Source organism: Pseudomonas congelans (assembly GCF_900103225.1).
Lineage (GTDB): Bacteria > Pseudomonadota > Gammaproteobacteria > Pseudomonadales > Pseudomonadaceae > Aquipseudomonas > Aquipseudomonas congelans.
Genome location: NZ_FNJH01000013.1, coordinates 44210 through 57574 on the forward strand (window position 1 = coordinate 44210; position 13365 = coordinate 57574).

12 protein-coding genes are annotated in these 13365 nt (G+C 62.6%); 11 read left to right on the forward strand and 1 reads right to left on the reverse strand.

Going from position 1 to position 13365, the window contains the following annotated elements; all coding sequences use genetic code 11:
* Nucleotides 1-5 precede the first annotated feature (5 nt).
* The 8 genes from BLR20_RS25700 (at nucleotide 6) to BLR20_RS25735 (ending at nucleotide 9268) form a co-directional block, all read left to right on the forward strand.
* Nucleotides 6-962: an ABC transporter permease gene (locus tag BLR20_RS25700; RefSeq protein ID WP_010436270.1), complete on the forward strand. Its 957-nt coding sequence runs from the start codon at nucleotides 6-8 to the stop codon at nucleotides 960-962.
* On the forward strand, nucleotides 959-1837 hold the full coding sequence (locus BLR20_RS25705) for an ABC transporter permease (protein WP_010436269.1): 879 nt from the start codon (nucleotides 959-961) through the stop codon (nucleotides 1835-1837). The genes BLR20_RS25700 and BLR20_RS25705 overlap by 4 nt, the downstream gene beginning before the upstream one ends.
* A gap of 1 nt (nucleotide 1838) precedes the next feature.
* Complete coding sequence (locus BLR20_RS25710) at nucleotides 1839-3680, forward strand: ABC transporter ATP-binding protein (protein ID WP_010436266.1); 1842 nt, start codon at nucleotides 1839-1841, stop codon at nucleotides 3678-3680.
* Complete coding sequence (locus tag BLR20_RS25715; protein WP_010436264.1) at nucleotides 3677-3988, forward strand: (2Fe-2S)-binding protein; 312 nt, start codon at nucleotides 3677-3679, stop codon at nucleotides 3986-3988. The genes BLR20_RS25710 and BLR20_RS25715 overlap by 4 nt, the downstream gene beginning before the upstream one ends.
* Complete coding sequence (locus tag BLR20_RS25720) at nucleotides 3967-5376, forward strand: FAD/NAD(P)-dependent oxidoreductase (RefSeq protein ID WP_010436261.1); 1410 nt, start codon at nucleotides 3967-3969, stop codon at nucleotides 5374-5376. The genes BLR20_RS25715 and BLR20_RS25720 overlap by 22 nt, the downstream gene beginning before the upstream one ends.
* Nucleotides 5373-6542 (forward strand): NAD(P)/FAD-dependent oxidoreductase, encoded by a 1170-nt coding sequence (locus BLR20_RS25725; protein WP_032614204.1) that lies wholly within the window; start codon nucleotides 5373-5375, stop codon nucleotides 6540-6542. Before BLR20_RS25720 ends, BLR20_RS25725 begins: the two co-directional genes overlap by 4 nt.
* The gene (argE, locus tag BLR20_RS25730; RefSeq protein WP_054994033.1) at nucleotides 6539-7696 is read left to right on the forward strand and encodes an acetylornithine deacetylase; all 1158 of its coding nucleotides are present in this window, start codon (nucleotides 6539-6541) and stop codon (nucleotides 7694-7696) included. Before BLR20_RS25725 ends, argE begins: the two co-directional genes overlap by 4 nt.
* 114 nt (nucleotides 7697-7810) lie before the next feature.
* On the forward strand, nucleotides 7811-9268 hold the full coding sequence (locus BLR20_RS25735; protein WP_054994034.1) for an NAD-dependent succinate-semialdehyde dehydrogenase: 1458 nt from the start codon (nucleotides 7811-7813) through the stop codon (nucleotides 9266-9268).
* A 186-nt stretch (nucleotides 9269-9454) separates the two neighbouring features.
* Here BLR20_RS25735 and BLR20_RS25745 read toward each other — a convergent pair whose 3' ends face one another.
* Complete coding sequence (locus tag BLR20_RS25745; RefSeq protein WP_054994035.1) at nucleotides 9455-10384, reverse strand: 2-hydroxyacid dehydrogenase; 930 nt, start codon at nucleotides 10382-10384, stop codon at nucleotides 9455-9457.
* A 284-nt stretch (nucleotides 10385-10668) separates the two neighbouring features.
* Between BLR20_RS25745 and gabT the strand changes: the two genes are divergently transcribed.
* The 3 genes from gabT (at nucleotide 10669) to BLR20_RS25760 (ending at nucleotide 13247) form a co-directional block, all read left to right on the forward strand.
* Nucleotides 10669-11973 carry a 4-aminobutyrate--2-oxoglutarate transaminase gene (gene gabT, locus BLR20_RS25750; protein WP_032614211.1) on the forward strand — a complete coding sequence of 435 codons (1305 nt, stop codon included), beginning with the start codon at nucleotides 10669-10671 and terminating at the stop codon, nucleotides 11971-11973.
* Nucleotides 11974-12054: 81 nt separating this feature from the next.
* Nucleotides 12055-12711 (forward strand): HAD family hydrolase, encoded by a 657-nt coding sequence (locus BLR20_RS25755; protein ID WP_032614213.1) that lies wholly within the window; start codon nucleotides 12055-12057, stop codon nucleotides 12709-12711.
* Between the two features lie 47 nt (nucleotides 12712-12758).
* The gene (locus BLR20_RS25760; protein ID WP_002555947.1) at nucleotides 12759-13247 is read left to right on the forward strand and encodes an Lrp/AsnC family transcriptional regulator; all 489 of its coding nucleotides are present in this window, start codon (nucleotides 12759-12761) and stop codon (nucleotides 13245-13247) included.
* The last annotated feature ends 118 nt before the right edge of the window (nucleotides 13248-13365 follow it).

Consider the following 13365-nt stretch of genomic DNA (forward strand, 5'->3'; position numbering starts at 1 on the left):
CGCAGATGAATAGCAACACACTCTGGTTGATCGTGCAGCGCTTCGGCGCGGCGATCGTGACGTTGTTGATCGTTTCCATCGTGGTCTTCGCCATTACCGCGGTGTTGCCTGGAGACGCAGCGCAACAGGCCCTCGGGCAATTCGCGACGCCTGAACAGGTCGCGGCATTGCGTACCCAACTGGGCCTGGATCAGCCAGGTGTAGTGCGTTATCTGCGCTGGTTGACCAACCTGCTCGGCGGCAATCTCGGCGAGTCTGTCTCCAACGCGATGCCGGTCTCCGAGCTGATTGCCGGCCGCTTCCCGAAAACCCTGATGCTGTCGGCCACCACCGCGCTGGTATCGGTGCCGGTAGCGCTGGCACTGGGAATTGGCGCAGCGATGTACCGCGGCAGTCGTCTTGATGGCGCGCTGAATTTCATCACCCTGTCACTGGTCGCCGTGCCCGAGTTTCTGGTGGCGACGCTGGCGGTGCTGATTTTCGCCGTCAATCTGGGCTGGCTGTCCGCGCTGTCCTATGGCGCCGATGTCAGCTCGCCGTGGCAGTTCATGCGCACTTATGCGTTGCCGGTGATGACCCTGTGCTGCGTGATCGTGGCGCAGATGGCGCGCATGACCCGCGCTGCGGTAATCGACCAGCTGGACAGCCCATATGTGGAAATGGCGCGCCTCAAGGGCGTCAGCCCGGTGCGTATCGTATTGCGCCATGCGTTGCCGAACGCCATCGGGCCGATCGTCAACGCCGTGGCACTGAGCCTGTCGTACCTGCTCGGCGGCGTCGTCATCGTCGAGACCATCTTCAACTATCCCGGCATCGCCAGCCTGATGGTCGATGCGGTGACCAACCGTGACATGGCCCTGGTGCAGGGCTGCACGATGCTGTTCTGTTCCGCTTACCTTGGGTTGGTGCTGATGGCCGACCTGTGTGCAATTCTTTCCAATCCGAGGCTGAGAAACCAATGACTCAATTCATTGCGAAATCGACGCCTGAGGCGCCGCAACCGGTGCTTCGCAAGAAGGTGTCCCGTCCGACCTCATGGCTTGGCCTGCTGGGCGCTACGGTGTGCTTCATCTGGTTGATGGTCGCCCTGTTCGGCCCCTGGCTCGCACCACATCCGGTGGGCGAAGTGGTCTCCGACAACATGTTCGAAAACCTGAGCGCAGCCTATCCGTTCGGTACTGACTACCTGGGCCGCGACATGCTCAGCCGCGTGCTGGTCGGTGCGCGCTTCACCGTCGGCCTGGCATTGATTTCTGCCGTGCTGGCCAGCGGCATCGGCACCCTGTGCGCGTTACTGTCGGCGGTCGCGCCAAAATGGCTGGACGAAATCATCAGCCGCCTGATGGACGCGTTCATCTCGATCCCCAGCAAAATGCTGGCGCTGATCATGGTCTCGGCATTCGGCTCGTCCGAAGTGCTGCTCATCTGCACGGCGGTACTCAGCTACACGCCAGGCGCGTTTCGGATCGCGCGCAGCCTGGCGGTGAACATCGAGGCGCTGGAATATGTGCAAGTGGCGCGCACACGCGGCGAGGGCCGTATCTACATTGCCTGCCGGGAAATCCTGCCGAACATGCTCAACCCGGTCATGACCGACCTGGGTCTGCGCTTCGGCTTCATCGTGTTGCTGCTCAGCGGCATGAGCTTTCTGGGGCTCGGTGTACAGCCGCCTGACGCCGACCTTGGCTCGCTGGTACGCGAGAACATCGGTGGGCTCAGCCAGGGCGCACCGGCCATTGTGATCCCGGCACTGGCCATCGGCACCCTGACCATCGGCGTGAACCTGTTCATCGACCGGCTGGCCTCGCGGCGCGGTCGTCGTTCGGGAGGGCATTGAGATGAGCCAGTTGATTCGTGTGCAAGACCTGCGCGTGGTTGCCGATGGCGAGCATGGCGAGCTGGAGATCGTCAAAGGCGTCAGTTTTTCGCTGGAAAAAGGTGAAGTGCTGGCACTGATCGGCGAGTCGGGCTCCGGCAAGACCACCATCGCGCTGGCCCTGCTGGGTTACGCCCGACGCGGTTGCAAGCTGGCAGGCGGAGTGGTTCAGGTGGGCGAACACGACATGCTCAGCCTGCCAGAAAGCCAATTGCAGGGCCTGCGTGGCAACCGCGTTTCCTACATTGCGCAAAGTGCCGCAGCCGCCTTCAACCCGGCGAAAAAGCTGATCGATCAGGTGATCGAAGGCGCGCTGATTCACGGTCTGGGCAGCCGCACGGAGCTGGAAGCCAAGGCCGTCGAACTGTTCCGCGACCTGGCCCTGCCCAATCCGGAAAGCATCGGTCGGCGTTATCCGCATCAGGTCTCGGGCGGTCAGTTGCAGCGCGTCATGGCGGCCATGGCGCTGATCAGTGACCCGTTGCTGGTGATCCTCGACGAGCCGACCACCGCACTGGACGTCACCACGCAGATCGACGTGCTGCGTGCGTTCAAGCGGGTAGTCCGCGACCGGGGTGCCACCGCAGTCTATGTCTCCCACGACCTTGCGGTCGTGGCGCAGATGGCCGATCAGATCGTGGTGCTCAATGGCGGGCGGATCATCGAACAGAGCAGCACCGCGGCGCTGCTCAAAGGCCCGGCCGACGCCTACAGCCGCAGCCTGCTGGCGGCAGCGCGTCCGGATAAAGTGCTGAGCCCAGCCAGCGAAGTGGTCAAGGACAGCACGCTGTTGACCATCAAGGGCCTGACGGCAGGCTACGGCAAAAAGAACCTGCAAGGCATGCCGATGATTCGCGTGCTGGAAGACATCGACCTGACCATCCGCCGTGGTCAGGCCATCGGCGTGATCGGCGAGTCCGGCTCGGGTAAATCGACGCTGGCCCGTGTGGTCGCCGGCCTCCTGGACCCGGCGCAGGGCAGCCTGACGTTCGACGGTGCCGAGTTGTCCGGCACTCTGGCGGGTCGTACCAAAGAGCAATTCCGGCGCATTCAGATGGTGTTCCAGAACGCCGACACCGCGCTCAACCCGATGCACAGCATCAGCGCAATTCTGGCGCGCCCGCTGAAGATGTATTTCGGCCTGAAGGGCAAAGCGTTGCGTGAGCGCATCGACGAGCTGATGGACCTGGTGCGCCTGCCCCGCGAGCTGGCCGAGCGACGTCCCAACGAACTCTCGGGGGGGCAGAAACAACGCGTCAACCTGGCCCGTGCGCTGGCCGCCAAGCCCGACCTGATCCTTTGTGATGAAGTGACCTCGGCGCTGGATACCGTGGTGGGTGCCTGCATCCTTGAACTGCTCGGCGAACTGCGCCGCAAGCTTGGGGTTTCCTATTTGTTCATCAGCCACGACATTTCCACCGTTCGCGCGCTGTGCGACGACATCGTGGTGATGTACAGCGGTCACAAGGTCGAGGAGGGCAGCCGCGAAGCCTTCAGCCGGGTGCCGTTCCACCCCTACACCGATCTGCTGGTGCATTCGGTGCCGGAACTGCGCCAGGGCTGGCTGGAAACCTGCGGTGTGACCAGCGGCAACTTGCCGCCCATCAGCGAATCGGCCAGTAATACGGAGCTGTGCACGTTCCTCAATCGCTGCCCGGCCCGCGTCGAGGGCCTGTGCAACAAGACCGCGCCGAGCCGTCGCCTGATCGCAGGTGGCAGCGAGATCCTTTGCCACCGCGACAGCGACGAACTGCAGGCCGTGCAAGAAAACCTGAATCCTGAAACCGTGGGAGCTTACGCATGAATGGCCGTTTTGTGAGACTGGGCGAGCGTGATCGCCCGGTCGTGAGCCTGATGGTCGATGGCGCGCCCATCGAGGCATTGCAGGGCGATACCCTGATGGTGGCGTTGCTGACTCGCAAGCCCACGTTGCGCCAGTCCGAGTTCGACCCGGGACGCCGTGCAGGTTTCTGTCTGATGGGCGCCTGTCAGGATTGCTGGGTCTGGACCCGCAGCGGCGAGCGGCTGCGTGCCTGCTCCAATGAAGCCCGCGACGGACTCGACATCGTCACCACTCAACCGGAGGCGAAATGGCCACTTCTTCACGGTTAGACGTTCGCAACCCCGGCAGCCCGAGAGTCGTCATCATCGGCGCTGGCCCGGCAGGCACCCGCTGCGCCGAAACCTTGCTGGCTGCGGGCATCAAACCGATCCTGATCGACGAAAACCGGCGTGACGGCGGGCAGATCTATCGCCGTCAGCCAGAGGGCTTCAAGCGCGATTATTCGGCGCTGTATGGTACCGAAGCGGCCAAGGCGCGTGACCTGCATGAAAGCTTCGATCGCTTGCGCACACAGATCGACTACCGCCCCGACACCCTGGCCTGGAACCTGACTCAAGGCGAGCTTTGCTGCGCCAGTCAGGGCGTGCATACCGTGGTCGAATACGACGCACTGATCCTGTGTGCCGGTGCCACCGACCGCCTGATGCCGATCAAGGGCTGGCAACTGGCAGGCACCTACAGCCTGGGCGGCTCGCAGATTGCGCTCAAGTCGCAATCGGTCTCGATTGGCAGTCGCGTGGTGTTCATGGGCAGCGGCCCGCTGCTGTACCTGGTCGCCAGCCAGTATGTCAAAGCCGGTGCCGATGTCGCTGCAGTGCTCGACACGTCGCCGTTCGGCAAACGTGTCAGCGCGATGCCCAAACTGCTGGCGCGTCCCGGTCTGCTGTTCAACGGCATGAAGCTGCTGGGCCAGCTGTACAGCGCCGGGGTGCCGGTGCATCTTGGCGTGCAGCCCGAGGAAATCCTCGGCAGCGAACAGGACGGCGTGACCGGCGTGCGCGTGAAACTGGCCAACGGCACCGCGCTGAGCATTGATTGCGATGCCCTGGCGCTGGGTTATCACCTGCGTCCGGAAACCCAGCTGGCTGATCTGGCCGGCTGCCAGTTACGCTTCGACGAGGCATCCGGGCAATGGGTGCTGGCAGTCGATGAAGAGGGGCGCACATCGGTCAAAGGTTTTTACGCGGCGGGCGACGGCGCGAAGATTCGTGGTGCCGATGCCGCTGAACAGGCCGGGCGACTGGCGGCAATGGCACTGCTGGAAGACCTCGGTCGACCTGTGGATAACTCGCGCCAGGAAGAAGTGCGCAAGAGTCTGGTGGCAATGGATCGTTTTCGGGTCGGGCTGGCCGAAGCGTTTCCGTGGCCTGCTGCCCAGGCGGCTGCCTTGCCCGATGAGGCCATCGTCTGCCGCTGCGAGATGATCAGCGCAGGTGAACTGCGCGGTGTCGTACGTGAAAAAGGCGCCTGCGAAGTCAACCGCGCCAAAGCCTTCAGTCGCGTTGGCATGGGCCGCTGCCAGGGTCGTTACTGCTCGCAGGCCGGCGCCGAGGTGATCGCCGCCGAGGCCGGAGTGCCGGTCGAACAGGTCGGTCGCCAGCGCGGTCAGGCACCGGTCAAACCGTTGTCGATGCTGCTGGACGAGGTGCCATCATGAAGCAGCCAAAAGTGGACGTACTGATTGTCGGCGGCGGTTTCATGGGCTCGGCATCAGCGTTCTTTCTGCGCCAGCGCGGCAAGTCGGTGACGCTGCTGGAGCGCGACGTGATCGGTCAGTACGCCAGCGGCGTGAACTTCGGCAACGTGCGCCGCCAGGGTCGGCATCTCGGTCAGCTGGAACTCGCCAACCGCTCCAGAGCCCTTTGGCAGCGGTTGCCGGAGCTGATCGGTGAAGACCTGGAGTTCCTGCCCAGCGGCCACATGCGCGTCTGCTATCGCGAGGACGAAATCGCCGAGCTGGAAGCCTACGCAGCGGCCCCCGAAGCCCGTGAGCTGGACCTCAAAATATACAGTGGCCGTGCGCTGCACGAACGCTTCCCGTTTCTCGGGCCGGACGTGAAAGGCGGCTCCTACGCACCGCACGACGGTCACGCCAACCCGCGCCTGGCGGCACCTGCCTTCGCCCGCGCGGCGATTCGTGCCGGGGCGCGGATCGAAGAGCGTACCGAAGTGGCTCATGTGGAAAAGGTCGGTAACGAATTCGCAGTCACCACCACTGACGGGCGCATTTTCACCGCCGATCAGTTGCTGATCACCGCTGGCGCCTGGGGACAGAAACTCTCTACGCAGTTTCGCGAACCCGTGCCGCTGGAAACCCATGGTCCGCAGATGGCCGTGACCGAGCCGGTGCCGTATGCACTGCCGACGGTGATCGGCGTGTTCACCAAAATCCCGCACGAAGTGATCTATTTTCGGCAAATCGCCCGCGGCAACATCGTCATCGGCGGGGGCTTTCGCAGCAAGCCGGACATGATCAACCGCCGCGCTTATGTCGAACCGCGCAGCATCATCAATCAGGTGCAGCAGATGCGTCGCCTGTTGCCCGGCGTCGGCAATCTGAACATCATCCGTGTGTGGAGCGGCATCGAAGGCTACACGCCGGACTCGCTGCCGGTGATGGGCCGCAGCGGCAAGGTCGACGGCCTGTTCTATGCGTTCGGCTTTTGCGGCCACGGCTTCCAGCTCGGCCCGGGCGTGGGCGACGTAATGGCCGAACTGATCAGCACTGGCGCTACCAGCACCTCGATCAGCCCGTTCGACATTCGCCGTTTTGACATCAGCCTTGCGGACAACCTCAACGAACAGACGAGTAAAGCCTCATGAGCCCCCGCGCACTGGAAATCCTCAAGCGTCTGATCGCCTTCGACACCGTTTCGTCGGAGCCGAACATGGCGCTGATCGAATACGTCCGCGAACTGCTGGCCAGCAAAGGCATCGAGTCGCTGATCGTCAAGGACGAGACCGGCAAGAAAGCCAACCTGTTCGCCAGCACCGGCCCGCGCGATGTACCCGGCGTGCTGCTGTCCGGCCACACCGACGTGGTCCCTGCGGCCGGTCAGGCGTGGACCATGCCACCGTTTCAGGCCACCCTGCGTGACGGACGCATCTACGGCCGTGGCACCTGCGACATGAAGGGCTTTATCGCCCTGGCTATCGACGCGATGCTCGATGCCGCAGACATGACCCTGATGCGCCCGCTGCAACTGGCGCTGTCCCACGACGAAGAGATCGGCTGCGTCGGCGTGCGGCGCCTGCTGGACGTCCTGCATCTGGCACCGGTACGCCCGTTCCTGTGCGTGGTGGGCGAACCGACCCTGATGCAGTTCGCCGTCGGGCACAAGGGCAAGGCGTCCTATCGCACCTTCTGTCGAGGCCAGGAGACGCATTCCTCGCTGGCCCCGCGGGCGGTCAACGCGATTCACCTGGCCAGCGACTTCATTGCCGAGCTGCGCAACAGTCAGCGGCAGATCGAGCAGCAGGGCGCGCGTGACGAAGGCTATGACATTCCTTACAGCACCGTGCACATCGGCCGTATCGATGGTGGCAAGGCGCTGAACATTGTGCCCAATCTGTGCACCATGGAATTCGAGTACCGCAACCTGCCGGGCGACAACCCCGATGCGTTGCTGGAGCAGTTGCGCGAGCGTGCCGAAGTGCTGGTACGCGAGGCGCGACAGCTGTCGGGGGTGGCGGACATCGAGATCGAGGTCATGAACGAATACCCGGCGCTGGAGACCCATCCAAGCGTTGAGGCGGTGCGCATGCTGCATGCGTTTGCCGAGCCGGGCACACAGCACATCAAGGTCTCCTATGGCACCGAGGGCGGCCTGTTCGCCGGGCGCCTGAACGTGCCGGTGGTGGTCTGCGGGCCAGGCTCCATCGAGCAGGCACACAAGCCGGACGAGTTTATCGACGAGAGCCAGATGAACGCAGGCGAGCGTTTTTTGCAAAGTCTGCTGGGGTCGCTGAAGCAGTAGAGGCTGCCGTCAGCAGGCAAATTTCAGCATCGGACGCTGCCGTTATCGCGCTTTCAGCATCCTGGACTGTGGCGTCTGCCTAGACTGGCAGTCATCCCGGAACAGGACTTGATCATGCTCAAGAATCAGTTGAAAGACCCCAGCCTGCTGGTAGACCGCGCCTACGTCGATGGGCAATGGATCAGCGCTGACGATGGCGCAACCCTGACCATCAGCAACCCGGCCACCGGCGAGGCGCTGGCGCAGGTGCCGGCCCTGCAGGGCGTTGAAACCCTGCGTGCCATCGAAGCGGCTGATCGCGCCTGGCCTGCCTGGCGCGCACGTCCCGCGGCCGAACGCGCGGCGCTGCTGGAGCGCTGGCATCAGGCGATGCTCGACAACGTCGAAGACCTGGCGCTGATCATGACCCTTGAGCAGGGCAAGCCCCTGAACGAGTCGCGCGGCGAGATTCGCTACGGTGCCAGCTTCGTCAAATGGTTCGCCGAGGAAGCGCGCCGCTCGTACGGTGAAACCATTCCCGCGCCCAGTGCAGACCGTCGTTTGATGACCCTCAAGCAACCGGTGGGTGTCTGCGCCGCGATCACCCCGTGGAACTTCCCCAACGCAATGATCACCCGCAAGTGCGCGCCGGCCCTGGCTGCCGGATGCCCGATCATCGTCAAGCCCTCGGACCTCACACCCTTGTCAGCACTGGCGCTGGCGGTGCTTGCCGAGCGGGTGGGCATTCCTGCCGGGGTGTTCAACGTCATCACCGGCATGCCCACCGGGATTGGCGAAGAGCTGACCAGCAACCCGGTAGTGCGCAAGATTTCCTTCACCGGTTCGACGCCGGTCGGCCGCCTGCTGATGCGCCAGAGCGCCGAACACATCAAGCGTCTGAGCCTGGAACTGGGCGGCAACGCGCCCTTCATCGTGTTCGACGACGCAGACCTGGAACAGGCGGTGACGGGCATCATGCTCAGCAAATTCCGCAACGCCGGGCAGACCTGTGTGTGCGCCAACCGGATTCTGGTGCAAAACGGCATCTACGACCGCTTCGCTGCACGGCTGGTGGAAGAAGTGAGCAAGCTCAAGGTCGGCAACGGCCTGGAAGAGGGCGTGACCATCGGTCCGCTGATCAACCCGGCAGCGGTCAGCAAAGTCGCCCGGCATATCGACGATGCGCTGAGCCAGGGGGCGAAACTGCTGCACGGCGGTTCTCCCGACGGCACCAGCCAGTTCGTCCAGCCCACGGTATTGGGCGATACCCATGCGGGCATGCTGCTGGCCAACGAAGAAACCTTCGGCCCGGTCGCGCCGCTGATGCGCTTCACAGATGAAGCCGAAGCGCTGGCACTGGCCAACGCCACGCCTTATGGCCTTGGCGCGTATTACTTCACCCAGGACCTGCGCCGCTCATGGCGTTTCGGCGAAGCGCTGGAGTTCGGCATGGTCGGCCTCAACACCGGCATCATCTCCATGGAAGTCGCTCCGTTCGGCGGCATCAAACAATCCGGCCTGGGCCGCGAAGGCTCCAGCTACGGACTGGATGAATACCTGGAAGTGAAGGCGTTTCATGTAGGCGGGTTGTAGCGTTCAGAACGGCATACCAACGCGGAGCGTCGGCACGATAGTCGAGATTATCGTTCCTCACGCTCCAGCGTGGGAATGCAGTTCGTGACGCTCCGCGTCAAAAATCCACAGAGCACCGCACGTTCAAGATCGGACGCGGAGCGTCCAGAACTGCATTCCCACGCGGAGCGTGGGAACGATCATCCGTCAGTAACCCTGGCCGCGATCCACCTGTCCCTGCATCGCTTCACCACGTTCAAAGCGGCGAATGTTATCGAGCAGGCCGGGAAATGCGCTTTCCGGCTGGGTCATGGCCGCTACGTGCGGGGTCAGCAGGATCTTCGGGTGTGTCCAGAATGGATGATCGGCTGGGGCAGGCTCCTGCTGCAGCACATCCAGTACCGCAGCGCTGAGTTGGTCGCTGTCCAGTGCTTCAAGCAGATCCGCCTCCACCAGATGCCCGCCACGGCCCATATTGATCAGCGCGGCACGCTTGGGCAATTGTTCGAAAAGCCGGCGATTGAGGATGCCTTCGGTCTGCCCGGTCAGCGGCAGGACACACAGCAATATGTCGCACTGCCCCAGAAATGCCTCCAGTTGCTCTTCCCCGGCGTAGCACTCGACAGCGTCGATTCGATGTTCGCTGCGCGCCCAGCCCGATAGTTCGAAACCGAAGGGTTTGAGGCTCGACAGAATATGTTGCGCCTGCAACCCCAGCCCCATCACACCCACTCGACGCCGGTGCGCGGGGATCAGTGGATGAGCTTTCCAGACACCCTCCACCTGCTGCTGCCGATAACGCAGCATTTCCCGGTGCAGGCTCAGCACGGCGAAGGTCGCGTATTCACACATCGCGTGACTGATGCCAGGGTCCAGCAGGCGCACCACCGGCAGCGATTGCGGAATACGGCTCAGGTCCAACTGGTCCACACCCGCCGAAAGGGCGAACAGCACTTTCAGGTTGGGCAGCAGTTCCTGCAGATCATCGGGCGCCAGCCAGGCGCCCAGATAGTGGATGTCGGCCGGGTCGCCGATGTCTGGCCATACCCGCCATTCAATGTCTGGCGCGTGCTCGGCAAACAGGACGCGCCAGCGTTCGGCACGTGCGGGATCGGCTTTGTAGAGCAGGGCGGGCATGGGCATTTCCTGAGCATGAAAGAGGAGCCCCATCATGCCGCAAACGCAAAGCATGTTCTGTTGAAACGCCTGCTTCAAGGCCTCTGCAATGTCCGAAAAGCGCCGCTGCCCGGCAGATTGCATGGTGGTTTGCGGGCATGAAGGAATCTGCCGTTTGCAAGGCGAAAAACAGTCGATATGGACTTTTGAGGGGCGAAGTTCGGCGTAGATCATTTCGCTGAACGCTTAACCTGAACAGCATCGCAGCCACCCCGCCGGCTGCCTGGCCCACGACAGGTATAACCATGAACAGCAAAGTCGACGAAACTCCTCATCTGCTCCGCCAGCGCGATCAATTCGTACCGCGCGGGATTGTCACGGCTCACCCGCTGGTCATCGACCGCGCCCAGGGTTCTGAATTGTGGGACGTCGATGGCAAACGCTATCTGGATTTCGTCGGCGGTATCGGCGTGTTGAACATCGGCCACAACCACCCGAACGTGGTCGCGGCGATTCAGGCGCAGCTGACCAAAGTCACCCACGCCTGCTTTCAGGTGGCGTCGTATCAGCCCTATCTGGATCTGGCCAAGCGCCTGAGCCATCTCATCGCAGGCCAAAGCGGTATCGATCACAAGGCAGTGCTTTTCACCTCCGGCGCCGAAGCGGTAGAAAACGCGGTGAAAATAGCCCGCGCCCATACCAATCGCCCGGCAATCATCTCGTTCCGGGGCGGCTTTCATGGCCGTACGCTGCTTGGCACCACGCTGACCGGCATGAGCCAGCCGTACAAACAGAATTTCGGCCCGATGGCGCCTGAGGTGTTCCACACGCCGTACCCGAATGAATACCGCGGCGTGACCACCGAAGTGGCGCTGGCGGCGCTGCACGAGCTGTTGGCCACTCAGGTCGCACCGGAGCGTGTGGCGGCGATTCTGATCGAGCCGATGCAAGGCGATGGCGGCTTCCTGACTGCGCCAGTCGAGTTCATGAAGGCCTTGCGTGCCCTGACCGAACAACACGGCATCGTGCTGATTGCCGATGAAATCCAGTCCGGTTTCGGGCGTACCGGCAAATGGTTCGGCTTCGAGCATTCGGGCATCCAGCCTGATCTGGTGACCGTGGCCAAGAGCCTCGCGGGCGGCATGCCGCTGTCGGGCGTGGTCGGGCGTGCCGAGATCATGGATGCACCGCTTCCGGGCGGTCTGGGCGGCACCTACGGCGGTAATGCGCTGTCCTGCGCCGCAGCACTGGCAGTGATCGACACGTATGAGCAAGAAAACCTGCTGGCGCGTGGCGAACAGCTGGGTAAACACCTGCGTGCGGGTCTGCTCGCGCTCAAAGAGCGTTACGCCTGCATTGGTGACGTGCGCGGTACGGGTTTCATGCTCGCCATGGAGATGGTCAAGAATGACGCCGCGCGCAGCCCGGACGCCGACCTCAACCAGAAGATCATCGATCAGGCGCGCATCGGCGGCCTGCTGGTGATCAAGTGCGGCGTGTATCGCAATGTGCTGCGCTTCCTGGCGCCGCTGGTGACCACCGAGCAGCAGATCGATGAAGCGCTGGGCATTCTCGACGCGGCCTTGGCACGAGTATTGAAGTCCAGCTGAGCGCAAGCGTGGTCGCGGCTGTCGTGAGACGCCGCGATCACCCGCGCTGGGGATCATTGTTGAATGGAGACGTTGCCTGCCATGGGGCTTATTGATTACCGCGCACTGCTGATCGATTGCGATGAAGTTCTGGTGGACCGTGACTCAGGCGTCTGGACGGCGTTGCAGCCGTTGCTGAGTAACGGACTGAACACGCCCGGCAAAGACCAGGTACTCACTGAATTCAATGATGTCATTCGCACGTTGTACCCGCGTTTTGACGAATTGGGTTTCAGCGGGCTGCTGTGCTTTGCGCATCGACAGTTGGCCGAGCGCCTTGGCATCAAGGCCAGTTGGGAAGAGGGCATGACCTTCGCCCGCTCGGTGCCGAACTGGACGCTGTTCGAGGATGCGCCCGGCGCGATGCTCTACCTGCGCAAGTTCTATCGATTGCTGGTGTATGCCGACCGCGACCTGCAGGATCGCGGTCTGCTGTGCGAGCGACTGGGGCTCGAGCCCGACAGCCTGCTGTCACTGACCACCCATCCGCTGCACGACACGGCCTGGCTTGCCGAGATGGGTCTGGAGCCGCGTGACACCCTGCTCGTGTCACGCCCACCGGCCTCGGCACTGAGCAGCGGCGGGCTGTGCCTGATCCGCCGCAGCCGGGAGCAACACTGCCAGCCATGCACCGCCGACCTGTGCATCAACAGCATGGCCGATCTGGTCGCTCAGCATCAGCTGTCTTTACGGCGCTGATTTTGCTAGAAGGTAGGCACCGTGAATGGCAATACAAGAGGTAGGTAATGGAAGGCTTGGTCAAACTGGATCGGATTGATATCAATATTTTGGTAGAACTCCAGAAAGACGGGCGCATGACCAACGTCAGCCTGGCCGATGCCGTCGGACTTTCCGCGAGCCCTTGCCTGCAACGCGTCAAACGCCTGGAGTCGGCAGGTTACATTTCCAGCTACAAGGCGCACCTTAATCTGGCCAAGATCACCGAATCGGTCACCGTGTTCACGGAAATCTCCCTCAGCGACCACAAGCGCGAAGACTTCGCCAAATTCGAAGCCAACATCCGCCACGTAGACGAAGTGCTGGAGTGCCACCTGATCAGCGGCGGCTACGATTACCTGGTGCGCTTCATGACCCGCAGCATTCAGCATTACCAGGAGGTAATCGAAGAGTTGCTGGACAAGAACATCGGCATCTCCAAGTACTTCAGCTACATCGTCATCAAATCCCCGGTCATGAAAGACGGCGTGCCGCTGCGCAAACTGTTGCGCCATTGAAGCTCTAGCCCGGAGAGGACGCAGAGCGTCCGGAACGGCATGCCCACGCGGAGCATGGGCACGATAGTGATCTGCCTGACGACTATCGTTCCTCACGCTCCAGCGTGGGAATGCCTTG

Bases quoted from the DNA above. Each gene is read 5' to 3' on its own strand.
- BLR20_RS25700 (WP_010436270.1), top strand. From the start codon at position 6: ATGAATAGCAACACACTCTGGTTGATCGTGCAGCGCTTCGGCGCGGCG.
- BLR20_RS25705 (WP_010436269.1), top strand. From the start codon at position 959: ATGACTCAATTCATTGCGAAATCGACGCCTGAGGCGCCGCAACCGGTG.
- BLR20_RS25710 (WP_010436266.1), top strand. From the start codon at position 1,839: ATGAGCCAGTTGATTCGTGTGCAAGACCTGCGCGTGGTTGCCGATGGC.
- BLR20_RS25715 (WP_010436264.1), top strand. From the start codon at position 3,677: ATGAATGGCCGTTTTGTGAGACTGGGCGAGCGTGATCGCCCGGTCGTG.
- BLR20_RS25720 (WP_010436261.1), top strand. From the start codon at position 3,967: ATGGCCACTTCTTCACGGTTAGACGTTCGCAACCCCGGCAGCCCGAGA.
- BLR20_RS25725 (WP_032614204.1), top strand. From the start codon at position 5,373: ATGAAGCAGCCAAAAGTGGACGTACTGATTGTCGGCGGCGGTTTCATG.
- argE (WP_054994033.1), top strand. From the start codon at position 6,539: ATGAGCCCCCGCGCACTGGAAATCCTCAAGCGTCTGATCGCCTTCGAC.
- BLR20_RS25735 (WP_054994034.1), top strand. From the start codon at position 7,811: ATGCTCAAGAATCAGTTGAAAGACCCCAGCCTGCTGGTAGACCGCGCC.
- BLR20_RS25745 (WP_054994035.1), bottom strand. From the start codon at position 10,384: ATGCCCGCCCTGCTCTACAAAGCCGATCCCGCACGTGCCGAACGCTGG.
- gabT (WP_032614211.1), top strand. From the start codon at position 10,669: ATGAACAGCAAAGTCGACGAAACTCCTCATCTGCTCCGCCAGCGCGAT.
- BLR20_RS25755 (WP_032614213.1), top strand. From the start codon at position 12,055: ATGGGGCTTATTGATTACCGCGCACTGCTGATCGATTGCGATGAAGTT.
- BLR20_RS25760 (WP_002555947.1), top strand. From the start codon at position 12,759: ATGGAAGGCTTGGTCAAACTGGATCGGATTGATATCAATATTTTGGTA.